The sequence below is a fragment of the Nocardioides convexus genome, from assembly GCF_011090295.1.
This window is the reverse complement of record NZ_JAAMYA010000001.1, coordinates 205853-228525: the sequence shown is the minus strand read 5'-3', so window position 1 is coordinate 228525 and position 22673 is coordinate 205853. Positions and strand designations below refer to the sequence as shown.

Sequence of the window (22673 nt, the reverse complement as noted above, 5' to 3'; positions counted from 1 at the left end):
CAGCGCCTCCGCGTTGCGCCGGTACGACGCCAGCGCGGGCGCGAACGTGCGAAACTCGGCGTAGGGCTTGCTCTCCGGCTCGACCGTGAGCGTCGCGCCGGTCGCGAGCGCGCCGGCCTCGAAGCAGCGCCAGACCTTCTCCTCGGTCTCGGCGAGCCTGGGCGAGGCTCTCGGCACGGACGTACCAGCGGCCCTCGGTCCGCGCGGGGATCGCGTTGGGCGCCTCTCCCCCGTTGGTCATCACGCCGTGCACCCGCACCGTCGGCGGCGACTGCTGGCGGAGCAGGCCGATCGCGACCTGGGCGATCGTGAAGGCGTCGGCAGCGTTGATCCCCTGCTCGGGGTACGCCGCCGCGTGGGCCGCCTTGCCGCGGTACTCCACGTGCGAGTGCGACACCGCGAACGGCTCCGCCTCGGCCACGTCGACCGGCGCGGGGTGGGCCATCATCGCGAGGTCCAGCCCGGCGAAGGCGCCGCGCTCGAGCAGACTCGATCTTGCCGCCGCCGCCCTCCTCGGCCGGCGTGCCGTAGACCTCGATCGTCAGCCCGGCGGCGTCCGCCAACGGGGCCAGGGCGCGCGCGGCGCCGACCGTGATCGCGGAGATCAGGTTGTGGCCGCAGGCGTGGCCCAGGCCCGGCAGGGCGTCGTACTCGGCGCAGAGGCCGAGCCGGAACGGGCCGCTGCCGAAGGTGGCCAGGAAGGCCGTCTCCAGGCCGAGGTAGCCCGGGGTCACGGTGAACCCGGCCTCCTCCAGCGACTCCGCGACCCAGCGCGAGGAGCCTGTGCTCCTGCCAGCCGGTCTCGGGATGGGCGTGGAGCCTGCTCGGAGAGCCGGATCAGGCGCTCGGCGTCACCCTGCACGGTCGCCGCGGCGTGCTCCCTCATCGTCACTCGTCCCCCGGCACGCCGTACGACGGCGCGGTGGTGGGGTCCAGGCCACGGGTCACGTAGTCATCGCGCTGCGGCAGCCAGACCCGCAGCAGGCTCGCCGAGGTCCTCGACGGGCTGCTCGCTCCAGTCGACGCGCAGGTCGGTGACCCGCCAGGCGACGTCGCGGACGACGGACAGCCCGGCCGAGTGGAGCGGCCCGGCCTCGCCGCCGGCGGCGAGCCCGGCCTCCAGGGCGGCGAGCAGGCGCTCCTCCAGGCTCACCGGTCGCGGTCGTGAACGCCGCGGCGACGGCGTCCACGACCGCGGTCCCGGCCAGCAGGTTGCCGGCCGCCACCACGTCGGGCGCAACGACGTGGTGGTGCACACCGAGCGAGCCGCTCCCGCTGAACGCGGCGCCGGACCCGTCGAGGCCGAGCACCGTCGGCTGGCGGTGCTCCACTTGCTCGCGGCCCTCGGTGACCGCCGCCAGGGCCGCGCGGGCGTCGAGCCCCGAGCCGAGGGCGTCGAGCAGCGCCGTACCCAGTCGTGGGTCGGTGATGTTCTGCGAGGACGCGCCGCCGACACCGGGGCGCAGGTGGATGCAGCGCGCCGCGACCGCGGGGCTGGAGGAGGTCACCGCGATGCCGACGGCACCCCTGCCGTCGGTGCCGAGGACGGAGAAGGTCACGAGATCACCGCGATGGCGTCGACCTCGACCAGCCACTCGGGGCGGGCGAGGGCGGAGACGACGATGCCGGTCGAGATCGGGTGCACGCCCTTCGTCCAGCGCCCGATGGTCCGGTAGACGGTCTCGCGGTAGCGCGGGTCGACGATGTAGATCGTGAGCTTGACCAGGTGCTCCATGCGCGCGCCGGCCTCCTCGAGCAGCATCTTGATGTTCGCCATCGCACGCTCGGTCTGCGCCTCGACGTCACCGATGCCCACGGACTCGCTGGTGTCGAGGTCCTGGCCGATCTGTCCGCGCACGTAGACGGTGTTGCCGGCGACGACGGCCTGGCACAGGTCGTTGTCGAGGTTCTGCTCCGGATAGGTCACGCTGGTGTTGAACGGGCGGATGCGGGTGTGCCCGCCGACGACGATGCTCTGGCTGCTCTCGCTCTGGGTGGTCTCCACGGGACCAGTCCACTCCTCGCCGGTCCATGTGTCCAACAGATGTTTCCGAGAACAGCCATCGGTCGAGGTGATGCAAGCCTGCAGGGCGTCGTTGCATCTGTCGAGCCGATGGACAAGGCCAACAACATCTGTTGGACAGGGCAAGGTCGGCGGCTGAGGATCGTCGTATGACCACCGAACAGACCGAGGTCCTCGTCGTCGGCGCCGGCCAGGCCGGCGTGGCGATGAGCGAGCACCTGAGCGACAACGGCATCCCCCACCTGGTGCTCGAGCGCGACCGGATCGCCGAGCGCTGGCGCACCATGCGCTGGGACTCCCTCGTCGCCAACGGTCCGGCCTGGCACGACCGCTTCCCCGGCCTCGAGCTCCCGGACGTCGGTGCCGACGAGTTCGCCGGCAAGGACCAGGTCGCGGCCTACTTCGAGGCGTACGCCGAGAAGATCGCCGCCCCGATCCGCACCGGCGTCGAGGTCCGCTCCGTCACCCGGAACGAGGGCCGCCCCGGCTTCCACGTCGAGACGTCCGAGGGCACCATCGACGCCCGGTACGTCGTCGCGGCCACCGGTCCCTTCCAGCGTCCCGTCGTCCCACCGATCGTGCCGACGGGCGCGGTGCCGCTGCAGATCCACTCCAGCGACTACCGCAACCCGGACCAGGCTGCCCGAGGGCAACGTCCTCGTCGTCGGCGCCGGCTCCTCCGGCGTACAGATCGCCGACGAGCCTGCAGCGCTCGGGCCGTCAGGTCCACCTCTCGGTCGGACCGCACGACCGTCCGCCCCGCAGCTACCGCGGCCGTGACTTCTGTTGGTGGCTCGGCGTCCTCAACCTCTGGGACCTCGAGACCCCGCCGGCCGGCGCCGAGCACGTCACCATCGCGGTCAGCGGTGCCCGTGGCGGCCACACGGTCGACTTCCGCGCCCTCGCCGCGATCGGCATCCAGGCTGGTCGGCCTCACCGACGAGCTTACGACGACGGCGTCCTCCGCTTCCGCGCGGACCTCGCCGAGAACATCGCCCGTGGGGACGCCAACTACCTGGCCCTGCTCCGGGCCGCCGACGAGTACGTCGCGCGCAACGGCCTCGACCTCCCCGAGGAGCCGCAGGCCCAAATCCTCGGCCCCGACCCCGACGCCGCGCTCGACCCGGTGCTGTCGGTCGACCTCGCCGAGGCCGGCATCACCTCGATCGTGTGGGCCACCGGCTTCGCGCTCGACTACGGCTGGCTCCAGGTCGACGCCTTCGACGACGCCGGCCGCCCGCAGCACCGCCGGGGCGTCTCCGCCGAGCCCGGCGTCTACTTCCTGGGCCTGCCGTGGCTCTCCCGCCGCGGGTCGAGACTTCATCTGGGGCGTGTGGCACGACGCCAAGCACGTCGCGGGCCACATCGCCACCCAGCGCGGTTACCTCTCCTACGGCACCTGACCCACGAACCGTGCCTCATGGCACCACGAACCGTGCCTCATGGCACCACGAACCGTGCCTCATGGCATCACGAACCGTGGCTCATGGCACCACGAACCGTGGGATGTGGCACCACGAACCGCGGGCGACGGTACGACGACCTCCTATCGCCGCCGTCGACGTCGCCACCGGTACGACGGATCGTCCGGCCCCCGGGCGTACACCCGCTTCGTCGGTCGCTCCGGTGAGCGGGCGGCGATGGCCTCCTCGAGCTCGGCCAGCCAGATCTCGCGCTCACGAGGCCCGAGGTCACGCTTGGTGACCACCAGAAGGATCCAGTCCTCGACGTCCACGAGGCTCCCCGCGCCGGTCGTCGTCGTGCTCCCTGTCGTGGTGCGAGGTGTGGTGCTCCTGGCCGTCGTACTCGACTCCGATACGAAGTGCGGCGTAGGCGTTCTCGATCCTGAACCGCCGCCCGTCGGGCCGTCGTACCCACACCTGTGGTGCCGGCACAGGCAGCCCCGCGTCGTGGATGATCAGACGGATCCACGACTCGGGCTGCGAGTCGGCCTCGTCGGTCGAGAGCGGGACCAGCTCGCGCAGTCTGCCGGCATCCGCGCCTTCCCCTGTAGCGCGGCAACATCAGGGTGAGATCCCGCACCGTGATGCCGTACGCGCGGCGAAAGGCGTCGAGGACCGCGATCGCCCGCGAACGTCCCCTGAGGCACGCAAGGTCGCACGCGGTCCTGATCGGCGTCGTGACACGAACGCCCCGCACGGTCATGATCTCGGACGGCAGGAGGTCGCGCTCGCCTCCGAACACGTCCGATCGGACCGACGCGTTCCAGCCGGCGATCGAGACGACGTCGACGGCCGGCAGTACGTCGCGCTCCGCCAGGTCGAAGACATCCACACCGTGCAACCATGCGGCGGTCCGGTCGCACACGACGGCGTGCGGAGCCATCACGCACGACACCGCCGCCACGCGCAGGCTCCATGGTGTCGGGCTCGCTCGCGTCGACGTACACACCGGTGAGGACTCGCCGTACGACGCCGTCGGCGAGCCACGTGCGCAGCCTGACCACGCGTGACGGCGTGCTCGCGCGCGGTCGTCGTCGCAAAGGGTCGGCCCGCGGCCCTCTCCAGGAATTCCATGCGCTCGACCGTCCACGAGCGGTGCCCGCCCCGCCAGCCGCGCCGGGTCGTGCTGTGGACGACACCCGTCATCCACAGGCACCTAGGCCCGTGACGTACGGCGGGGTGACGGGTGTGAACCATCGGAGACCACTCGCGATGCCACACCCCACAGTTCGTGGTGCCACACCCCACAGTTCGTGGTGCCACCTCCCACGGTTCGTGGTGCCACACCCCACGGTTCGTGGTGCCACACCCCACGGTTCGTGCCGGACGCACCGCACCCCGGCCCCACGAAGGGGACCGGGGTGCGGTTCTCTGCGCCCGGCTGGCACGGTTGCGCCTCACGCCAGCCTGGGTGACCTCTCGCCGGAACGGTACGACGTCGTTGGACGGCGACTCGGCGTCGAACTCCTCCGCGGCGCGGCGCCCCGACCAGACCGCCGCGGCGATCGTGCCGGGGGCCCAGGCGTCGCCGATGCCGCGCACGGAGAGCAGGCTCGCCCGCCTCGCGGCGCTCGACGAGCCTCGAGGTAGAGCCTCCTCCCTGGGCAGCCGGGCGGTGACCATGACGACGGCGTCGCAGTCGAGGTCACGCTCGGCGCCGGCGTACACGTCGCGGACCGTCACCCCTCCGACGCCGACCGCGACGACGGCGTGGTCGGTGACGCGGGTGACGCCGTTCTCGATGAGGCGGCGCTGGATGCGGTTGATCTCGAAGGTGTTGTTGGTCCACGCCGACACCTGCGAGGCGGTGGTCACGACGGAGACCTCGTAGCCACGCTGCGCCAGCAGACTCGGCGAGCACACCGCCCAGGTAGTAGTGGTCGTCGTCGTAGACCACGACCTTCCTCCCGGACGGCAGGCGTCCGGCGAAGACGTCGTCAGGCCCCAGCACCTGGGCGCCCTCGGCGATCGGGAGCGGGGTGGTGTGGAAGCGGGCGACGCCGTCGGTGCGCCACGTGGAGCCGGTGGCGACCAGCACGTGCTGGAACCCGAACTCGACGATGTCGTTCGCACTCATCGGGCTCTCGCGGTAGATCTCCACGTTGGGCGGCTCGGCGAGGGCGGCCTCGCGGTACTCCCTGACCCGCCCCCAGGCCGACAGCCCCGGCAGGGCGGACTCCTGGGTCACCCGGCCGCCGAGCTCGCGGCGCGCCTCGACCAGGGCGACGTCGTACCCGCGGACACCGAGCGCCCGGGCGGCCTCCAGCCCGGACGGGCCGGCGCCGACCACGAGGACCTGGCTGTCGCTCTCCTTGGCGCGGACCCGCTCGGGGTGCCAGCCGCGGCGCCACTCCTCCCCCATGCTCGGGTTCTGCGTGCAGCGGATCGGCGACATGGTGAGGTCGCCCGAGACGCAGATGTTGCAGCCGATGCACTCGCGGATCAGGTTGAGCCGGCCGTCGCGGATCTTGTTCGGCAGGAACGGGTCGGCGATCGAGGGGCGAGCGGCACCGATCAGGTCGAGGATGCCGGCCTTGACCTGGCGCACCATCGCGTCGGGCGAGGTGAACCGGCCGACGCCGACGACGGGCTTGGTGGTGAGCTTCTTCAGACCGGCGACGAACTCCTCCTGCCGGCCCTCGGGGGCGAACCGCGAGGTGACGGAGTCGCCCTCCCAGCCTGCCCATCGCGAAGTCCCACAGGTCCGGCAGACTCGCCGAGGCTCGCGCAGCACGCCCTCGATGTCCTCGCGGGTGATACCGCCGTCGATCTCCTCCTCGACGGTGATCCGGCAGGCGACGGCGGCCCGGCCGGCGACCTCCTCGAGCGTGTCCTCGATCGACCCCCTGAGCAGACGCATGCGGTTCTCGAGCGGGCCGCCGTACTCGTCGGTGCGGTTGTTGTAGCGCCGCGAGAGGAAGTGGTGCGGGGCGCCGTAGCCGTGCGCGCCGTAGACGTAGACGATGTCGTAGCCCGCCTCCAACGACCGACGTACGGCGTTGCGGTGCCAGCGCCGCAGGTCGGCGATGTCCTGCGCTGTCATCGCCCGGGCCTGGACGGGCGCGATGGTGTCGGGGGCGACGGGCAGGTGCTGCGGCCCGAGAGGGGTCTCGCGGCTGAGCCTGGTTCGGCGCGTTCATGCCGTTGTGCGCGAGACTCGATGCCGGCGAGGCCACCGCCCTCGTGGATGGCATCGGCGATCCGCTTCAGTGCGGGCAGGTCCTGGTCGTCCCAGATCCGCAGACTCGATGAACGGCGCGATGTCGGACGTCGCATGGATCTCGACCTGCTCGGTGCACACCACCGACCAGCCGCCCTCGGCCTTGATCTTGCGCATCGCGGCCTGCGCACTGGGGTCGCGGTAGCCCATGCCGTTGCAGTGGGGCACCTGGTAGAAGCGGTTCCTCGCGGTGACCGGTCCGATCCGGACCGGCTCGAACAGCACGTCGTACGGCGCGGCCACGGTGGGCTGGTCGCTCATCGGGCGATCTCCTCGGTGTCGGGCGTGATGGTGGCACCGGAGGCGCGCACCGGGGCACCGAGGGCGTAGCCCACGGCGCAGAGGGCGAGCAGGAAGGCAAGGGTGCCGAGCGTGAAGACCTCGAAGGTGGCCTGGCTGACGCCCCAGTACTCCTTGAAGGGGTACTCCTCGCCGAACAGCCGCTCCAGGGTGCCCGGGAAGACGGCCACCCACGAGCCCAGCAGCACCCAGGCGAAGGCGATCCAGCCGAGCACGGCGAACTGGCGGTCCGAGACGGGCACCCGGAACGGGCGCTCCCGCTCGGGGTAGAGCGTGCGCAGCCGGATCGCGGCGGGGATGACGAGCAGGTAGCTGAGCAGGAAGGTCGAGATGGAGATGGTCAGCACCACGCCGAAGATCGAGGCGCCGTCACCGGTGACCTGCATCGCGACGAGCATGAACGTGGTGGACACGACGCCGGAGAGCATGTTGACGCGGACCGGCGTGCCGAGGCCGCGGTGGAAGCGGCCGAAGAAGCCGCCGAAGAACGAGCCGTCGGCCGCGGTCATCGCCTGCATCCGGTCGGAGATGATCATCCACGCCGCGCCCTGGCTCATCAGGATGTAGACGAAGACGACGGCGGTGAGTTCGAGCAGGGCGTCGGCCGCGCCGCCGTAGACGGAGTAGACCGTGCCGACGGCGTCGAAGAGTCCGCCGATGCCGGTGATGTCCTCGGCCGGTACGACGAGCAGGATCGCCATGATCGGGACGAGGTAGCAGGCCGCGGCGGTCGCGCAGGAGCGGAAGATCGAGACCGGTACGTCGCGGGCGGGGTTCTCCATCTCGCCGGCCGCGCTGTTGGAGGACTCGAAGCCGAGGTAGGCGAAGAGCAGGATCGGCACCGAGCCGAAGAGGCCGAGCAGGGTCGGGCTGAAGTCCCCCGGGTGGAGGGCGACGACGCCGTTCTGGACGGCGTAGACGATCGTGGTCAGCACGAAGAACGCCAGCAGGCCGACCTTGAGCAGCGCACCGCTGGTCGGCAGCCACTTGCCCTTCTGCAGGCTCACCACCGCGGCGAGGACCGTGATCCAGATGAAGACGACCTTGAACAGGTAGTCACCGAGGGAGCCGTGCTCGATGGGGGTCAGGTAGCTGCTGACGGTCTCCGCGGCGAGGAAGGCCATCGACCCGCCGACCCAGACCGGCTGGGTGATCCAGGTCAGGATCGCGGCGACCGCCGCGGCGGGGCGGCCGAAGGCGTCGCGGACCCAGGTGTAGGCGCCGCCCTCCTCGCTGAAGGCAGCGCCGGTCTCGGCGAAGATCAGCCCGTAGGGGACGAGGAAGAAGACGGCGAGCACGAGGGCCCAGGTGAATGCCTCGGCGCCGTACCCGGAGACCTGGCCGAGGGTCTCGAGGCCGACGACGGCGGCGATCAGCAGGAAGACGATGTCGAAGCGTCGCAGCGACTTGTGCAGCAGGGCGTGCTGCTCGGCGGCGAGCTCGGTGGGCTGGTTGGACACGATGACCCCTTGGTCGCTCAGTGGTTGATCCACACGGTCTTGAGACCGACGTACTTGTCGAGGGCGTGGAGGGACAGGTCGCGGCCGAAGCCGGAGCCCTTGAACCCTCCGAAGGGCGTCCACGCGCTGAAGGCGTCGACCCCGTTGACGGTGACGGTGCCGGCGTGGATCCGCTCGGCGAGCCGGTGGGCGCGGCGCAGGCTGCCGGTCGCGACGGAGGCGGCCAGGCCGTACGCCGTGTCGTTGGCGAGCGTCACGGCCTCCTCCTCGGTGTCGAAGGGGGTCACGGCCAGCACCGGGCCGAAGACCTCCTCGCGAGCCAGGCTCCGAGGCCGGGTCGACGTCGTCGAAGACCGTCGGCGAGACGAAGCAGTCGCTGCCGTCGCGGGTGATCCGCTCCCCGCCGGTGACCAGCCGGGCGCCCGCGGAGCGGGCTCCGTCGACGAAGCGCATGACCCGGTCGGTCTGCTCCGGGGAGACGACCGCGCCCATGCCTGCGGCGGGGTCGAGCGGGTCGCCGGGCGCGTAGGACGCGGCCTCGGCCGCGACCAGGGCCACGAACTCCTCGTGCACCTCGCGCTGGACCAGGACGCGGGAGTGGGCCGAGCACACGGCGCCCTGGTTGAACCAGATGCCGAAGGCACTCGCCCTCGCCGCGGCGGCCGGGTCGTCGGCGTCGGCGAAGACCAGGTGCGGGCTCTTGCCGCCGCACTCGAGCCAGACCTGCTTGAGGTTCGACAGGCCGGCGTACTGGAGGAAGAGGCGGCCGACCTCGGTGGAGCCGGTGAAGGCGAGCACGTCGACGTCGGGGTGCAGGCCCAGCGCCCGGCCGGTGGTCTCCCCCAGTCCGGGGACGACGTTGAGGACGCCGTCGGGGATGCCGGCCTCCGCGGCCAGGCTCGGCGATGCGCAGCGCCGAGGAGGGCGACTGCTCGGCGGGCTTGAGCACCACGCTGTTGCCGGCGGCCATCGCGGGCGCGACCTTCCAGGCCAGCATGTCGACCGGGTAGTTCCACGGCACGACGGCACCGACGACACCCAGCGGGACGCGACGGATCAACGCGGTCGTGCCCGGCGGGGTGGGGGCGACCTCGTCGTTGATCTTGTCGATCGCCTCGGCGTAGTAGCGGAAGAGGCCGACCGAGAACGGGAGGTCGAGGTCGTGGGCGTCCACGACGCGCTTGCCCATGTCGAGGGAGTCGAGCACCGCGAGGCTCGACGGCGTGCTCGGCGAGCAGGTCGGCGAAGCGCAGCATCTTCGCGCGGCGCTCGGTCACCCCCGCACGGCTCCACGTGCCGGCCTCGAAGGTGGCCCGCGCGGAGCGCACGGCCCGGTCGACCCCGGCCGCGCCGCCGTCGGCGACCTCGGCGAGCAGGGCTCCGGTGGCGGGGTTGCGGTTCTCGAAGGTCTCCTCCCCCGTCTCCACGAAGCCGCCGCCGACGAAGGCGCGGGTGGGAACGGTGACCTTGGCGGCCTCCGCGATCCAGTCCTGGTGAGTGCGCATGGGCGATCCTTTCTTTGCGCTGCACCGCAAATATGACCTAGCGCACATGACCTGTCAACGACATGTCCGCGGAATTCACACAGGCGTTACGGTGGGCCCATGGCACGACGCAAGGACCAGGCCGCCCGGCGCGAGCACCTCATCTCCGCCACCCTGGAGACGATCGCCGCACACGGCCTGGCCGGGGCGACGATGAAGAACATCGCCGAGACCGCCGACATCTCCCCGCGCCTGGTCGCGTACTACTACCCGGAGCCTGGAGAGCCTGATCGAGGCGGCCCACCAGGCCGCGACCGACCGCTACTACTGGGCACGCCAGCGCGACCTCGAGGGCGACCTGACGCCCACGGAGAAGCTCGCCCGCCTCATGTACTCCGGCCTCCCGCGGGGCGAGGACCTGCTGCTGAGCCAGGTGCTCGACGAGATCTCGGTGAGCGCGAGCCGCAGCCCGATGCACGCCACCTTGATGACCCTGCTCTTCGACCGCGAGGTCTCGCTCTACACCGCCGTCCTCGAGGTCGGCGCTGCCCTCGGGACCTTCGCACTGACCGACGCCGCCGAGGTCGTCGCCCGCAATTTCGTCGCGCTCGAGGACGCCCTCGGCCTGCACCTGCTCGCCCACAACTCCTCACTCACCCTGGAGCGGGCCGAGCAGCAGGCTCGCCAGCCTACGCACTGTCCGCGACCGGGGTCCGGGTGGTGCCGCAGGCGCCCACGAACGTTGCGTCACGCCGCAACTAATCCCCCACCCGGCGTACGACGAGAGCCGGCCCGGTCCGCCTGGACCCGGCCGGCTCTCGCCGTGTTCCCCGTCTAGAGGAGGCCGGCGGCCTCGGTGAGCACCGCACGCAGCCTTCTGCTCGATCTCGTCGAAGTGCGACTGGTCGCAGATCAGCGGCGGCGAGAGCCTGGACGACCGGGTCGCCGCGGTCGTCGGCGCGGCAGTAGAGCCCGGCGTCGTAGAGCGCCTTGGAGAGGAAGCCGCGCAGCAGGCGCTCGGACTCGGCCTCGTCGAAGGTCTCCTTGGTCGTCTTGTCCTTGACGGTTCTCGATGCCGTAGAAGAAGCCGTCGCCGCGGACGTCGCCGACGATGGGCAGGTCGAGGAGCCTTCTCCAGGGTGCCGCGGAAGGCGCCCTCGCGCTCCAGCACGCCCTCGTTGATCTTCTCGTTCTCGAAGATCTCGAAGTTCTTCAGCGCGACCGCGGTGGAGACCGGGTGGCCGCCGAAGGTGTAGCCGTGCAGGAACGTCTCGGTGCCGTGGGCGAAGGGCTCGTAGAGGCGGTCGCTGGCGATCATCGCGCCGAGCGGGGCGTAGCCGGAGGTGATGCCCTTGGCGGAGGTGATGATGTCGGGCTGGTAGCCGTAGCGCTCGGCACCGAACATGTGGCCGAGGCGGCCGTAGGCGCAGATCACCTCGTCGGAGACCAGCAGGACGTCGTACTCGTCGCAGATCTCACGGACCCGCTGGAAGTAGCCCGGGGGCGGCGGGAAGCAGCCGCCGGCGTTCTGGACCGGCTCGAGGAAGACGGCCGCGACCGTGTCGGGGCCCTCGTTCTCGATCGCGACCGCGATCTGGTCGGCGGCCCAGCGACCGAAGGCCTCCGGGTCCTCGCCGTGGATGGGCGCGCGGTAGATGTTGGTGTTGGGGACCCGGAAGGTCGAGGGCACCAGCGGCTCGAACTGCTGCTTGAGGCCGGGCAGGCCGGTGATCGAGAGTGCACCGTGGGTGGTGCCGTGGTAGGCGATGGCCCGGCTGATCACCTTGTGCTTCATCGGCTTGCCGGTGATCTTGAAGTAGTTCTTCGCCAGGCTTCCACGCCGACTCGACGGCCTCGCCGCCGCCCGAGGTGAAGAAGACCCGGTTGAGGTCGCCGGGCGCGTAGCCCGCGATCTTCTCGGCGAGTCTCGATCGCGGTCGGGTGCGCGTAGGACCACAGCGGGAAGAAGGCGAGACTCGGCGGCCTGCTTCGCGGCGGCCTCGGCGAGGTCGGTGCGGCCGTGGCCGAGGCTGGCTGACGAAGAGCCCGCCGAGGGCGTCGAGGTACTTGCGGCCCTGCGCGTCCCAGACGTAGGCGCCCTCACCGCGGACGATGACGGGGACGTCGGCGGTGTCGTAGGACGACATCCGGGTGAAGTGCATCCACAGGTGGTCGCGGGCGGACTGCTGGAGCGCGGCGTTCGAGTTCTCGTCGTACACGTGCCCATCCTCGCGCCCATCCGCCAGATGTTCAAGTGATTTCGTAGCAGTAACACGAATTTGCAACGGATTTCGTTGCCGGGAGCCTTCCGTGCCGCGGAGATGCTGGCTACGCTCCCCCGCATGACCACGCTGCGCAACCTCATCGACGGCGTCTCGTGCGACGCCGCCTCCGGAGCGACGTACGACGTCGTGAACCCGGCCACCGGACAGGCCTACGCCACGGCGCCGGCCAGCGGGGCCGAGGACGTCGACCGGGCGATGAAGGCGGCGGAGCGAGCGTTCGAGACCTGGGGCGAGAGCACGCCCAAGGCGCGCCAGGAGGCGCTGCTGAAGATCGCGCAGGCCCTGGAGGACCGGGCCGAGGAGTTCGTCCGCGTCGAGTGCGAGAACACCGGCAAGCCGATCGGGCTGACCGCCGAGGAGGAGCCTGCCGCCGAGCGTGGACGAGCCTGCGCTTCTACGCCGGCGCCGCGCGGGTCCTGGAGGGACGCAGCGCGGGTGAGTACCTCGAGGACCACACCTCCTGGGTGCGCCGCGAGCCGATCGGCGTCGTGGCGCAGGTGACGCCGTGGAACTACCCGCTGATGATGGCGATCTGGAAGATCGCTCCCGCCCTGGCAGCGGGCAACACGATCGTGCTCAAGCCGAGTGACACCACCCCGGCCAGCACGGTGCTCCTGGCCGGTCTCGCGGCGGAGTTCCTGCCACCCGGCGTGCTCAACGTCGTGTGCGGCGACCGCGACACCGGCCGTGCGCTGGTCGAGCACCCGACGCCGCAGGCTGGTCGCGATCACCGGCTCGGTCCGGGCCGGCACCGAGGTCGCGACCTCCGCCGCCGCGGACCTCAAGCGGGTCCACCTCGAGACCGGCGGCAAGGCGCCGGTCGTGGTGTTCGACGACGCCGACGTCGCCGCGGCGGCCGAGGCGATCGCGACCGCGGGCTACTTCAACGCCGGCCAGGACTGCACCGCCGCGACCCGCGTGCTCGCCGCCGAGAGCATCCACGACGACCTGGTCGCGGCGCTCGCGGAGCAGGCGCGGAGCACCCGCACCGGCCTGCAGGAGGACCCCGACATCCTGTACGGCGCGCTGAACAACCCCGACCAGGCTCGCGCGCGTCGAGGGCATGATCGAGCGGCTGCCCGGCCACGCGAGGATCGAGGCCGGCGGCGGACGCCCGACGGTGCCGGGCGGCGAGGACGGCTGGTTCTTCGAGCCGACGGTCGTCTCCGGGCTGCGCCAGGACGACGAGGCGATCCAGCAGGAGGTCTTCGGCCCGGTGATCACCGTCCAGCGCTTCGCCGACGAGGCCGAGGCGCTGCGCCTCGCCAACGGTGTGCAGTACGGCCTGTCCTCCAGCGTGTGGACCAGGGACCACGCCCGCGCGCTGCGGATGTCCAAGCGCCTGGACTTCGGCGTGGTCTGGATCAACACCCACATCCCGTTCGTCTCCGAGATGCCGCACGGAGGCTTCAAGCACTCGGGCTACGGCAAGGACCTGTCGATGTACGGACTCGAGGACTACACGCGCATCAAGCACGTGATGTCCTTCCACGGGGAGTGAGCATGCGCATCCTGCTGGTCGGTGCCGGCGGCGTGGGCGGTGCCTTCGCCGCGATCGCCGCGCGCCGTGGCTTCTTCGAGCGCATCGTGGTCGCCGACTTCGACCTCACCAAGGCGGAGGCGGCCGCCGCCACCGACGCGCGGTACGTCGCCGCGCGCATCGACGCCTCCTCCGCGGAGGCAGTCACCGCACTGTGCCGCGAGCACGGCATCACGCACGTGATGAACGCCGTCGACCCGGTGTTCGACATGCCGGTGTTCGAGGGCGCCTTCGCCGCTGGGGCGGACTACCTCGACATGGCGATGTCGCTCTCCCGGCCGCACCCCACCGCGCCGTACGCCGAGACGGGGGTGAAGCTCGGCGACGAGCAGTTCGCGGTCGCCGGCGAGTGGGAGGCCGCCGGCCGGCTGGCCCTGGTGGGGATCGGCGTCGAGCCGGGGCTGTCCGACGTGTTCGCGCGCTACGCCGCGGACCACCTGTTCAGCGAGATCGACGGATCCGGCACCCGCGACGGGGCCAACCTGGTCGTGACCGACGACGAGGGCAACGAGGTGTTCGCGCCGTCGTTCTCCATGTGGACCACGATCGAGGAGTGCCTCAATCCTCCGGTGGTGTGGGAGAAGGAGCGTGGCTGGTTCACGACCCCGCCGTTCAGCGAGCCGGAGGTCTTCGACTTCCCCGAGGGCATCGGGCCGGTCGAGTGCGTCAACGTCGAGCACGAGGAGGTGCTCCTCATGCCGCGCTGGGTGGACTGCCGGCGGGCGACCTTCAAGTACGGGCTCGGGAGCGAGTTCATCACCGTCCTCAAGGTGCTGAACACGCTCGGTCTCGACCGCACCGAGCCGGTGCGGGTCAAGGGCGTCGAGGTCTCCCCCGCGACGTGGTCGCCGCGGTGCTGCCCGACCCCGCGACGATCGGTCCGCGGATGACCGGCAAGACCTGCGCGGGGCTGTGGGTCACGGGGACCGGCAAGGACGGCGCGCCGCGCTCGACGTACCTCTACCACGTGGTGGACAACGCGTGGTCGATGCGCGAGTACGGTCACCAGTGCGTGGTCTGGCAGACCGCCGTCAACCCGGTCGTCGCCCTGGAGCCTGCTCGCGACCGGGGTCTGGCAGGGTGCGGGCGTGCTCGGCCCGGAGGCCTTCGACGCGGTGCCCTTCCTCGACCTGCTGACGGCGTACGGCGCCCCGTGGGGTCAGCGCGAGCAGTGAGCTCTCCTGCCGACCGGGCCCACGACCGCGCCGACGCCGCCGCACCGGAGGTGCTGTGGCTGGACACCCCCGACCGCCCCGAGCCGCGCCCGCCGATCGGCGACGCGACCGCCGACCTCGTCGTGGTCGGCGGTGGGTTCACCGGGCTGTGGGCCGCGCTGCTCGCCAAGGAGCGGGACCCGTCGCGCACGGTCGTCCTGCTGGAGCGCGACCGCATCGCCGAGCACGCGACCGGCCGCAACGGCGGCTTCTGCGAGGCCAGCCTGACCCACGGCGAGGCCAACGGCCGCGACCGCTGGCCCGAGGAGTACGACACCCTGGACCGCCTCGGCCTGGCCAACCTCGACGCCATCGGCTCCGCGGTCGAGCGCTACGGCATCGACTGCGACTTCCGCCGCACCGGGCAGGCTCTCCGTCGCCACCCGGCCGCACGAGATCGCGCTCCCGGAGCCGGAGGAGCCCGGCTTCCTCGACGCCGCCGCCGTGCGCGCCCTGGTCGACTCCCCCACCTACCTGGCCGGGCGGCTCGACGCCGAGGGCTGCGCGATGCTCGACCCGGCCCGGCTGGCCTGGGGCCTGGCGGCGGCGGCGGAGGGTCTGGGCGTCCGGATCGGCGAGAGCACCGGCGTGCGCGCGGTGCGCCGCGACAGCAGGGGCGTCGAGGTGCACACGACCCGCGGGGTCGTCCGCGCCCGCCAGGCCGTGCTGGCCACCAACGTCTTCACCTCGCTGCTGCGGACGATGCGGCGGCGCGTCGTACCGGTCTATGACCACGTGCTCGCCACCGAGCCGCTCACCGCCGAGCAGACTTCGCGTCGATCGGCTGGTCCTCGCGCGCCGGCGTCGCCGACTCGGGCAACCTCTTCCACTACTACCGGCTGACCGCGGACGACCGCATCCTGTGGGGCGGGTACGACGCGGTCTACCACTTCGGCCGCTCCATCTCACCCGCCCACGAGCAGCGCGCCGCGACCCACCGACTGCTGGCCGAGCACTTCTACGAGACCTTCCCGCAGGCTCGCCGACGTCGGCTTCAGCCACCGGTGGGGCGGCGTCATCGACACCTGCTCTCGGTTCTGCGCGTTCTTCGGCACCGCCCGCGGCGGCCGGGTCGCCTACGCCACCGGCTTCACCGGCCTCGGCGTCGGCGCCTCACGCTTCGCCGCCGACGTCGCGCTCGACCTGCTCGCGGGCGAGGAGACCGAGCGCACCCGGTTGCGGATGGTGCGCGAGCGGCCGATGCCCTTCCCGCCCGAGCCCTTCGCCTGGACCGGCATCCAGGCCACCCGGTGGGCGTCCGCGCGTGCCGACGAGACCGGCCGGCGCAACCTGTGGCTGCGCTCGCTGGACCGGATGGGGATGGGCTTCGACTCCTAGCGCGAGTTGGGACTTTCCACCCGCGAGTTGGGGTTTCCCACCGTCGAGTTGTGACTTTCCCGCGCGGGAAAGTCACAACTCGACGGTGAAAAGTCCCAAGTCGACGGTGATAAACCCCAACTCGACCGGTCAGGCGCAGTAGCCGTCGGCCACGTCGAGTGCCGCGTCCAGCACCGCGATCCCGGCGAGCGCGTCCTCGTCGCTGATCGTGCAGGGCGGTACGACGTGCGTGCGGTTGAAGTGCGTGAACGGCCACACCCCGCCCTCCTTGCACGCCGCCGCGAAGGCCGCCATCGGGGCGGCGTCGGCGCCCGAGGCGTTGTAGGGCACGAGCGGCTCGCGCGTCGCACGGTCCTTGACGAGCTCCAGCGCCCAGAAGGCGCCGAGGCCGCGGACCTCCCCGACACTGGGGTGCTTCTCGGCCAGCGCCCGCAGGGCCGGCCCGAAGACCTCCTCGCCGAGGCGGCGGGCGTTCTCGACGACCTTCTCCTCGCGCATGGCGTTGATCGCCCCGACCGCCGAGGCGCACGCGAGCGGGTGCCCCGAGTAGGTCAGCCCGCCCGGGAACGGCCGGTCGGCGAAGGTGGCCGCGATCGCGTCGGAGATGACGACGCCGCCGAGCGGGACGTAGCCGGAGTTCACGCCCTTGGCGAAGGTGATCAGGTCCGGTACGACGCCCCACCGGTCCACCGCGAACCACTCGCCGCAACGGGCGAACCCGGCCATCACCTCGTCGGCGATCAGCACGATGCCGAACTGGTCGCAGATCTCCCGGACGCCGGCGAGGTAGCCGTCCGGCGGCACCAGGATGCCGTTGGTGCCGACCACGGTCTCCAGCACGATGGCGGCGATGGTGGCCGCGCCCTCGACCATCACCAGGTCGCGCAGGTGGGCCAGCGCCCGCTCGCACTCCTCCGCCTCGGTGGTGGCGTGGAAGGCGGAGCGGTAGAGGTACGGGCCCCAGTAGCGGACCACACCGGGCACGCCGGGCTCGGAGGCCCAGCGCCGCGGGTCGCCGGTCAGCGCGATCGCGCCGGCGGTCGCGCCGTGGTAGGCTGCGGTAGGCCGCGAGCACCTTGTGCCGGCCGGTGTGCAGTCGCGCCATCCGCACGGCGTTCTCGTTGGCGTCGGCGCCGCCGTTGGTGAAGAAGATCTTGTCCATGCCCTCGGGCGCGACCTCGGCGACCAGCCGCGCCGCCTCGGCCCGCACGTCGTTGGCGAAGCCGGGGGCGAGGGTGGCGAGCTTTGCCGGCCTGCTCCTGGATCGCGGCGACGACGGCCGGGTGCTGGTGGCCGATGTTGACGTTGACCAGCCTGCGAGGAGAAGTCCAGGTAGCGGTTGCCGTCGGCGTCCCAGAACCAGCTCGCCCTCCGCGCCCACGACCGGCAGCGGCGCGATCTGCGCCTGGGCCGACCAGGAGTGGAAGACGTGGGCCTTGTCGAGCGCGCGGATCGTGTCGGCGTCGTAGTCCATGGTGGTCCTCCTCAGCGGGTGCGCGGGAAGCCGAGGTCGACGCTGGAGGTGGCCGGGTCGGGCCAGCGCGAGGTGACGACCTTGCCGCGGGTGTAGAAGTCGATGCCCTCGGGGCCGTACATGTGGGTGTCGCCGAACAGCGAGTCCTTCCAGCCGCCGAAGGAGTAGTACGCGACAGGCACCGGGATCGGCACGTTGATGCCGACCATGCCGACCTCGACATCGAACTGGAAGCGCCGCGCGGCGCCCCCGTCGCGGGTGAAGATCGCGGTTCCGTTGGCGTACTGGTTGGCGTTGATGAGCGCCAGCCCCTCGTCGTAGCTTGTCGACGCGGACCACGCCGAGGACCGGGCCGAAGATCTCGTCGCGGTAGACCGTCATCTCCGGGGTCACGTTGTCGAGCAGGGTGGTGCCGAGGAAGAAGCCGTCGGCCGGTACGTCGGCCGTGCGGCCGTCCACGACGACGCTCGCCCCCTCGGCCTCCCCCGCGTCGACGTACCCGGCCACCTTGTCGCGGTGCTCGCGGGTGATCAGCGGTCCCATGTCGGTTCCCGCGGCGGCGCCGTCGCCGACGACCAGGCTTGGGCAGGCGCAGGGCGATCGCCTCGACCAGCGGGTCGGCGATCTCGCCGACCGCGACCGCGACGGAGAGCGCCATGCAGCGCTCCCCCGCGGCGCCGTAGGCGGCGGAGACGATGGCGTCGGCCGCGACGTCGAGGTCGGCGTCGGGCAGCACGAGGGCGTGGTTCTTCGCACCGCCCAGGGCCTGGACCCGCTTGCCGTGGGCCGTCCCGGTCTCGTAGATGTAGCGGGCGATCGGGGTCGATCCGACGAAGCTCACCGCCGCCACGTCCGGGTGCGTCAGCAGGGCGTCGACGGCCTCCTTGTCGCCGTGGACGACGGTAAAGACGCCGTCGGGGAGGCCGGCCTCCTGCCACAGGCGGGCGAGGAAGAGCGCCGCGGAGGGGTCCTTCTCACTGGGCTTGAGGACGAAGGCGTTGCCGGTGGCGATGGCGTTGGCACACATCCACAGCGGCACCATCGCGGGGAAGTTGAAGGGCGTGATGCCGGCGACCACGCCGAGCGGCTGGCGGATGTCATAGACGTCGACGCCGCTGGCGGCCTGCTCGGAGTACCCGCCCTTGAGCAGACTGCGGGACACCCGTCGCGAACTCGACGTTCTCCAGGCCGCGGGCGATCTCGCCGAGGGCGTCGGCGTGCACCTTGCCGTGCTCGGCGGTGACGATCGCCGCCAGGTCGTCGGAGCGCTCGTGCAGCAGGCTGGCGGAAGGCGAAGAGCACGGCGGCACGCTGGGACAGCGACGAGCTCCGCCAGGCGCGGGCAGCCGTGACCGCGGTCGCGACGGCCGCCGCGACCTCGTCGGCCGAGGCCAGGTCGACCTCTCCGGTGACGGCGCCGGTGGCGGGGTTGTGCACGGGGGCGGTGCGGCCGGAGGTGCCGGCGACGACGCGGCCCTCGATCCAGTGGGAGATGCGCTCGGTCATGACTCCGAGGTTATGTGTCACCCCCTCCCCCAGCAAAGAGTGTTTTGCTATGTTGCAAACGTGCGCGACCTGCTCTCCGCTCTCGAGAACCGGCTCGACGAGCCCACCGCCAAGGGGCTGGCCAGCGCGGTCAGCCGGGCCGTGCGCGACGGCGTGATCGGTCCCGGCGACCGGCTGCCGCCGATCCGCGAGCCTGGCCCACCAGGCTCGCCCTCTCCCCCACCACCGTCAGCGCCGCGTGGGGCCTGCTCACCCGCGCCGGCACGATCCGCACCGCCGGGCGCCGCGGCACGGTCGTCGCCGACACCTCCGCGCCCCGGGCAGGCCGCTACCGGCAGGCGCTCGAGCACCCGGCGGCCTTCCCGCTCGACCTCGCGACCGGCGTACCGGACGAGGAGCCTGCTGCCCAGCCTCTCCGGCGCCCTGCACGCGCTGACCACCGCGGGCACGCCGCACTCCTACCTCGACGACCCGGTGCTGCCCGAGCCTGCGCGAGGCGCTGCTGGCGTCCTGGCCCTACGACCCGCCCGCGCTCAGCGTGGTCGACGGCGCGATGGACGGCCTGGGCTGGTGCTGCGCTCCCGGATCCAGTACGGCGACCGGGTGGTCGTCGAGCACCCCGGCTTCCCGCCGCTGCTGGACCTGCTGGAGGCGCTGGGGGCCGACGTGGTCGGCGTACCGCTCGACAGGGCGGGGCTGCTGCCCGCCGCGCTCGCCGAGGCCCTCGTCAACCCGGTCGTCGCGGTCGTCCTCCAGCCGCGCGCGCAGAACCCCACCGGGATCTCGATGAGTGCTGCCCGGGCCCGCGAGACTCGCCGCGCTGCTCCGCGACCGTGACGTGCTGGTGGTCGAGGACGACTCCGCCTCCGCACTCGGCGGCCCCCAGCCCGCCACCCTCGCCACCCACCTGCCCGAGCAGACCGTGCACCTGCGCAGCTTACTCCAAGTCGCACGGCCCCGACCTGCGCCTCGCCGCGCTGAGCGGCCCGGTCGCGGTGCTGGACGAGGTGCGGCACGTGCGCCAGGCTCGGGCAGGGCTGGAGCAGCCGGCTGCTGCAGCGGATCCTGCTGCACCTGCTCACCGACCCGGGCTCGCGGGCCGAGGTGGACGCGGCGCGGGAGGCGTACGCCGCGCGTCGTACCGGCTTCGTGGGAGCGCTCGCCGCGGAGGGCATCGAGGTCGGTGGCGTCGAGGGCCTCAACGTCTGGGTGCCCGTCCACGACGAGGCCGCCGCGCTCGTCCGGCTCGCCGGGCAGGGCATCGGGGTCGCCGCCGGCTCCCCCTTCCAGGTGCTGCCCGACGGCGCGCACGTGCGCGTCACCTGCGGACTGGTCCGCGACGACGTACCCGCGGTCGCCGCCGCGGTCGCCGCCGCCGCCCGCACCGGGGGCTGGGGCAACCGCGCCCGCTGACCGCGAGTTGTGGGTTCCCACCCGCGAGTTGGGGGTTTCCACCCGCGAGTTGGCAGACTTGCACCGGTGCGCAAGCCCCAACTCGACGGTGGGAAACCCCAACTCGCGGGTGGGAAACCCCAACTCGCGGGTGGGAAACCCCAAGTCGGCTAGGAGCGGTTGAGGGCGACCGCCTCGCGCACCAGCTCGACGAAGGCGCCCTCGTCGAGTCTGCTCACCCTCGAAGGTGTCGATCGCACGACGGGTGCCGGCGTCGAGGCTCGCGTTGAACACCCCGGCCGGGTCCGGCAGCGAGGCGCCCTTGGCGAAGGTCACCTTGACCTTGTCCTTGTAGGTCTCGACCGTGCAGATCAGCCCGTCGGCCGAGAAGGTCGGCACGCCGTCGGGGTTCGAGGCCTTCTTCCACTTGGCCTCCTCGACCACCGCGGGCTCGGCCCGGTTGATCAGGCTCTCGCACCCGCCCGACCAGGTCTGTACGCCAGTCCGTGCTCATGCCGTGACCCTACTGTGACCCTTCCACCTTCATCTCTGTGCAACGCACGAACAGGAGCCTCCCGGCTCGTTGTGAGGGCCGGTGCCGGGAGCGACACTCGATCCATGCTCGACTTCGGGACGGTCTCGACGGCGTACGGCGTCCACCACCGCAGCCTCCGCGGCCAGGTGCGCCACGACCTCGTCAGCCGGCAGGCTCGACGAGCACCTCGCGCCCGGCTCGCTGGTCCTCGACATCGGCTGCGGTGACGGCCAGGTCACCACCCGGCTCGCGGCCCGCGGGCACACGGTGATCGCCGTCGACCCGTCCGACACCATGCTCCAGCGGCTGCGCACCCGGCTCGAGGCACTGCCGCGCGACGTCGCCCGCCAGGTCACCGTCCACCGCGGGGCACTGGAGGACCTGCGTGCCGCGGACGTGGGGCCGGTCGACGCGGTGACCTGCCACGGCGTGCTGATGTACCTGCCCGACTCGCGGGCCGCCATCGCCTCCCTCGCCGCGCTGGTCCCCGACGGCGCGCTGCTCAGCGTGCTCACCAAGAACAGCGACGCCCTGGCCCTCCAGGCCGGCCTCCGCGGCGACTGGACCACGGCCCACGCGGTGCTCACCGAGCGCCGCGACCGCACCCTCGGCAACCTGGGCCTGACCACCCGCGGCGACACGCTCACCGACCTCCGCGCGGCGTACGACGCCGCCGGGATCGAGCCTGACCGCGTGGTTCGGCGTCCGGGTGTTCAGCGACCACCTCGACGACGAGCCCCTGCCCGGCGGCCGGTACGACGACCTCCTCGACCTGGAGGAGGTGGCGGCCCGCACCTCGCCGTACCGCGAGTCTGGGGCGGCTGCTCCATCTCGTCGGCCGGCGCCGCTAGAGGCTAGAGGTAGGCCGCCAGCAGGCTCCGCCGCCGCGCGCAGGCTCCTCGGCCCGCTCGGGCGGGACCACGGCGGCCGCGGCGAGCAGGTCGTCCCGGTCACCGGCGACGAGGGCGCGCACGTCCTCCTCGGACAGGCTCCCGGCGCGGTGCCTCCGCCGCACCCAGACCGACGACCGCGCCGGCGACCGGGCCCTCGGTCGCGGCCGGGGTGTCGGCGACCGGCACCGCCTCGGCGTTCGCGATGGTGGCCAGCACCGAGCGCAAGGTGCTCACCGCCGCCCGGTCGCGCCGGCGCATCGCCGCGGTCAGGTCCGCGCGCAGCCGCTCGGCCGGTCCGGTCACGCTCAGGCCTCGGCCGCGTCGGAGATCGGGGTGATCCAGGACTGGTGGGTCTGGGCGTTCTTGGTGATCGCGAGCAGGCTCGTCCATGTGCGGCTCCAGGCCGGTGACCTTGTCGAGCGGCACACCGATGATCAGGCTGGAAGCCGAGGCCCTTCCACGCCTGCACGGCACGGCCGGCGAACTCCGAGTCCGCCTTGACGAAGCCCTCGTCGAGGAAGACCGGCGCGAACCGCGGTCGCGAGC

26 protein-coding genes and 9 pseudogenes are annotated in these 22673 nt (G+C 72.0%); 14 read left to right on the top strand and 21 right to left on the bottom strand.

What is annotated here, in order from left to right; genetic code table 11:
- Positions 1 to 226: 226 nt before the first annotated feature.
- The 5 genes and pseudogenes from G5V59_RS01695 to G5V59_RS01680 all read right to left on the bottom strand — a co-directional run.
- Positions 227 to 445 (bottom strand): annotated as a pseudogene (locus G5V59_RS01695) (amidohydrolase); the annotation flags it as partial.
- Positions 446 to 554: 109 nt separating this feature from the next.
- Positions 555 to 734: pseudogene (locus G5V59_RS35455) on the bottom strand (amidohydrolase); the annotation flags it as partial.
- Positions 731 to 886 (bottom strand): hypothetical protein, encoded by a 156-nt coding sequence (locus G5V59_RS01690; protein ID WP_278255374.1) that lies wholly within the window; start codon positions 884 to 886, stop codon positions 731 to 733. The gene G5V59_RS01690 and the pseudogene G5V59_RS35455, both read right to left, overlap by 4 nt.
- Positions 887 to 952: 66 nt before the next feature.
- Positions 953 to 1508 (bottom strand): annotated as a pseudogene (locus tag G5V59_RS01685) (DUF1028 domain-containing protein).
- A gap of 47 nt (positions 1509 to 1555) precedes the next feature.
- Positions 1556 to 2005 carry a RidA family protein gene (locus tag G5V59_RS01680; RefSeq protein ID WP_278255373.1) on the bottom strand — a complete coding sequence of 150 codons (450 nt, stop codon included), beginning with the start codon at positions 2003 to 2005 and terminating at the stop codon, positions 1556 to 1558.
- Positions 2006 to 2172: 167 nt separating this feature from the next.
- Between G5V59_RS01680 and G5V59_RS01675 the strand changes: the two genes are divergently transcribed.
- Entirely contained in the window at positions 2173 to 3426 is a 1254-nt protein-coding gene (locus G5V59_RS01675; RefSeq protein WP_278255372.1) for an NAD(P)-binding domain-containing protein, read from the top strand.
- A 143-nt stretch (positions 3427 to 3569) separates the two neighbouring features.
- Here the strand turns inward: G5V59_RS01675 and G5V59_RS01670 are convergent, their stop codons facing one another.
- The 9 genes from G5V59_RS01670 to G5V59_RS01630 all read right to left on the bottom strand — a co-directional run bounded on the left by G5V59_RS01670 (position 3570) and on the right by G5V59_RS01630 (position 9996).
- On the bottom strand, positions 3570 to 3731 hold the full coding sequence (locus G5V59_RS01670) for a hypothetical protein (protein ID WP_278255371.1): 162 nt from the start codon (positions 3729 to 3731) through the stop codon (positions 3570 to 3572).
- 637 nt (positions 3732 to 4368) lie between these two features.
- A complete protein-coding gene (locus G5V59_RS01665; protein ID WP_278255370.1) occupies positions 4369 to 4632 on the bottom strand; it encodes a hypothetical protein in 264 nt (87 codons plus the stop codon).
- Positions 4633 to 4883: 251 nt separating this feature from the next.
- Positions 4884 to 5135, bottom strand: coding sequence for a hypothetical protein (locus G5V59_RS01660; protein WP_278255369.1), 252 nt, complete (start codon positions 5133 to 5135; stop codon positions 4884 to 4886).
- Positions 5132 to 6529, bottom strand: a complete 1398-nt coding sequence (locus tag G5V59_RS01655; protein ID WP_278255368.1) for an FAD-dependent oxidoreductase — start codon at positions 6527 to 6529, stop codon at positions 5132 to 5134. Before G5V59_RS01655 ends, G5V59_RS01660 begins: the two co-directional genes overlap by 4 nt.
- A gap of 93 nt (positions 6530 to 6622) precedes the next feature.
- Positions 6623 to 6967, bottom strand: coding sequence for a hypothetical protein (locus tag G5V59_RS01650; RefSeq protein ID WP_278255367.1), 345 nt, complete (start codon positions 6965 to 6967; stop codon positions 6623 to 6625).
- On the bottom strand, positions 6964 to 8469 hold the full coding sequence (locus tag G5V59_RS01645) for an APC family permease (protein WP_278259572.1): 1506 nt from the start codon (positions 8467 to 8469) through the stop codon (positions 6964 to 6966). The genes G5V59_RS01650 and G5V59_RS01645 overlap by 4 nt, the downstream gene beginning before the upstream one ends.
- Positions 8470 to 8483: 14 nt before the next feature.
- The gene (locus tag G5V59_RS01640) at positions 8484 to 8762 is read right to left on the bottom strand and encodes an aldehyde dehydrogenase family protein (RefSeq protein ID WP_278255366.1); all 279 of its coding nucleotides are present in this window, start codon (positions 8760 to 8762) and stop codon (positions 8484 to 8486) included.
- Positions 8750 to 9640 (bottom strand): aldehyde dehydrogenase family protein, encoded by an 891-nt coding sequence (locus G5V59_RS01635; protein ID WP_278259571.1) that lies wholly within the window; start codon positions 9638 to 9640, stop codon positions 8750 to 8752. The genes G5V59_RS01640 and G5V59_RS01635 overlap by 13 nt, the downstream gene beginning before the upstream one ends.
- Positions 9523 to 9996, bottom strand: a complete 474-nt coding sequence (locus G5V59_RS01630) for a hypothetical protein (protein WP_278255365.1) — start codon at positions 9994 to 9996, stop codon at positions 9523 to 9525. Before G5V59_RS01630 ends, G5V59_RS01635 begins: the two co-directional genes overlap by 118 nt.
- A gap of 74 nt (positions 9997 to 10070) precedes the next feature.
- Between G5V59_RS01630 and G5V59_RS01625 the strand changes: the two genes are divergently transcribed.
- Positions 10071 to 10712 (top strand): TetR family transcriptional regulator, encoded by a 642-nt coding sequence (locus G5V59_RS01625; RefSeq protein WP_278255364.1) that lies wholly within the window; start codon positions 10071 to 10073, stop codon positions 10710 to 10712.
- Here the strand turns inward: G5V59_RS01625 and G5V59_RS01620 are convergent.
- Positions 10600 to 12177 carry an aminotransferase class III-fold pyridoxal phosphate-dependent enzyme gene (locus tag G5V59_RS01620; RefSeq protein ID WP_278259570.1) on the bottom strand — a complete coding sequence of 526 codons (1578 nt, stop codon included), beginning with the start codon at positions 12175 to 12177 and terminating at the stop codon, positions 10600 to 10602. The two genes, G5V59_RS01625 and G5V59_RS01620, sit on opposite strands and share 113 nt — an antisense overlap.
- Positions 12178 to 12271: 94 nt before the next feature.
- On the opposite strand from G5V59_RS01620, the gene G5V59_RS01615 reads away from it, so the two are divergent.
- From G5V59_RS01615 to G5V59_RS01585, 7 genes and pseudogenes are all read left to right on the top strand, one after another.
- Positions 12272 to 12736 carry an aldehyde dehydrogenase family protein gene (locus G5V59_RS01615; protein ID WP_278255363.1) on the top strand — a complete coding sequence of 155 codons (465 nt, stop codon included), beginning with the start codon at positions 12272 to 12274 and terminating at the stop codon, positions 12734 to 12736.
- Positions 12622 to 12888: pseudogene (locus G5V59_RS01610) on the top strand (aldehyde dehydrogenase family protein); the annotation flags it as partial. The gene G5V59_RS01615 and the pseudogene G5V59_RS01610, both read left to right, overlap by 115 nt.
- Positions 12821 to 13225, top strand: a pseudogene (locus G5V59_RS01605) (aldehyde dehydrogenase family protein); the annotation flags it as partial. The pseudogenes G5V59_RS01610 and G5V59_RS01605, both read left to right, overlap by 68 nt.
- 73 nt (positions 13226 to 13298) lie before the next feature.
- Positions 13299 to 13736: an aldehyde dehydrogenase family protein gene (locus tag G5V59_RS01600; RefSeq protein WP_278259569.1), complete on the top strand. Its 438-nt coding sequence runs from the start codon at positions 13299 to 13301 to the stop codon at positions 13734 to 13736.
- Positions 13737 to 13738: 2 nt separating this feature from the next.
- Positions 13739 to 14665, top strand: coding sequence for a saccharopine dehydrogenase NADP-binding domain-containing protein (locus tag G5V59_RS01595; RefSeq protein ID WP_278259568.1), 927 nt, complete (start codon positions 13739 to 13741; stop codon positions 14663 to 14665).
- Positions 14662 to 15306 (top strand): annotated as a pseudogene (locus tag G5V59_RS01590) (FAD-dependent oxidoreductase); the annotation flags it as partial. The gene G5V59_RS01595 and the pseudogene G5V59_RS01590, both read left to right, overlap by 4 nt.
- Before the next feature lie 127 nt (positions 15307 to 15433).
- Positions 15434 to 15721: pseudogene (locus G5V59_RS01585) on the top strand (FAD-dependent oxidoreductase); the annotation flags it as partial.
- A gap of 173 nt (positions 15722 to 15894) precedes the next feature.
- Here the strand turns inward: G5V59_RS01585 and G5V59_RS01580 are convergent.
- Complete coding sequence (locus G5V59_RS01580; protein ID WP_278255362.1) at positions 15895 to 16044, bottom strand: hypothetical protein; 150 nt, start codon at positions 16042 to 16044, stop codon at positions 15895 to 15897.
- A gap of 145 nt (positions 16045 to 16189) precedes the next feature.
- Between G5V59_RS01580 and G5V59_RS01575 the strand changes: the two genes are divergently transcribed.
- Positions 16190 to 16327, top strand: a complete 138-nt coding sequence (locus tag G5V59_RS01575) for a hypothetical protein (RefSeq protein WP_278255361.1) — start codon at positions 16190 to 16192, stop codon at positions 16325 to 16327.
- A gap of 129 nt (positions 16328 to 16456) precedes the next feature.
- Here the strand turns inward: G5V59_RS01575 and G5V59_RS01570 are convergent, their stop codons facing one another.
- Positions 16457 to 17350: an aminotransferase class III-fold pyridoxal phosphate-dependent enzyme gene (locus G5V59_RS01570; protein WP_278259567.1), complete on the bottom strand. Its 894-nt coding sequence runs from the start codon at positions 17348 to 17350 to the stop codon at positions 16457 to 16459.
- A gap of 462 nt (positions 17351 to 17812) precedes the next feature.
- Positions 17813 to 19307: pseudogene (locus G5V59_RS01565) on the bottom strand (CoA-acylating methylmalonate-semialdehyde dehydrogenase).
- A 60-nt stretch (positions 19308 to 19367) separates the two neighbouring features.
- Here G5V59_RS01565 and G5V59_RS01560 point away from each other — a divergent pair.
- On the top strand, positions 19368 to 20144 hold the full coding sequence (locus G5V59_RS01560) for a hypothetical protein (RefSeq protein ID WP_278255360.1): 777 nt from the start codon (positions 19368 to 19370) through the stop codon (positions 20142 to 20144).
- Positions 20145 to 20351: 207 nt separating this feature from the next.
- Positions 20352 to 20720 (top strand): annotated as a pseudogene (locus G5V59_RS01555) (aminotransferase class I/II-fold pyridoxal phosphate-dependent enzyme); the annotation flags it as partial.
- 214 nt (positions 20721 to 20934) lie between these two features.
- Here the strand turns inward: G5V59_RS01555 and G5V59_RS01550 are convergent.
- Positions 20935 to 21213 carry a hypothetical protein gene (locus tag G5V59_RS01550; RefSeq protein WP_278255359.1) on the bottom strand — a complete coding sequence of 93 codons (279 nt, stop codon included), beginning with the start codon at positions 21211 to 21213 and terminating at the stop codon, positions 20935 to 20937.
- A gap of 104 nt (positions 21214 to 21317) precedes the next feature.
- Here G5V59_RS01550 and G5V59_RS01545 point away from each other — a divergent pair, with 104 nt between their 5' ends.
- Positions 21318 to 21461 carry a hypothetical protein gene (locus G5V59_RS01545; RefSeq protein ID WP_278260256.1) on the top strand — a complete coding sequence of 48 codons (144 nt, stop codon included), beginning with the start codon at positions 21318 to 21320 and terminating at the stop codon, positions 21459 to 21461.
- Positions 21436 to 22092: a class I SAM-dependent methyltransferase gene (locus G5V59_RS01540; RefSeq protein WP_278259566.1), complete on the top strand. Its 657-nt coding sequence runs from the start codon at positions 21436 to 21438 to the stop codon at positions 22090 to 22092. The genes G5V59_RS01545 and G5V59_RS01540 overlap by 26 nt, the downstream gene beginning before the upstream one ends.
- Here the strand turns inward: G5V59_RS01540 and G5V59_RS01535 are convergent.
- Both G5V59_RS01535 and G5V59_RS01530 read right to left on the bottom strand, forming a co-directional pair.
- Entirely contained in the window at positions 22082 to 22207 is a 126-nt protein-coding gene (locus G5V59_RS01535; protein ID WP_278255358.1) for a hypothetical protein, read from the bottom strand. The two genes, G5V59_RS01540 and G5V59_RS01535, sit on opposite strands and share 11 nt — an antisense overlap.
- Positions 22185 to 22553 (bottom strand): GatB/YqeY domain-containing protein, encoded by a 369-nt coding sequence (locus tag G5V59_RS01530; protein WP_278255357.1) that lies wholly within the window; start codon positions 22551 to 22553, stop codon positions 22185 to 22187. The genes G5V59_RS01535 and G5V59_RS01530 overlap by 23 nt, the downstream gene beginning before the upstream one ends.
- Positions 22554 to 22673: the final 120 nt, after the last annotated feature.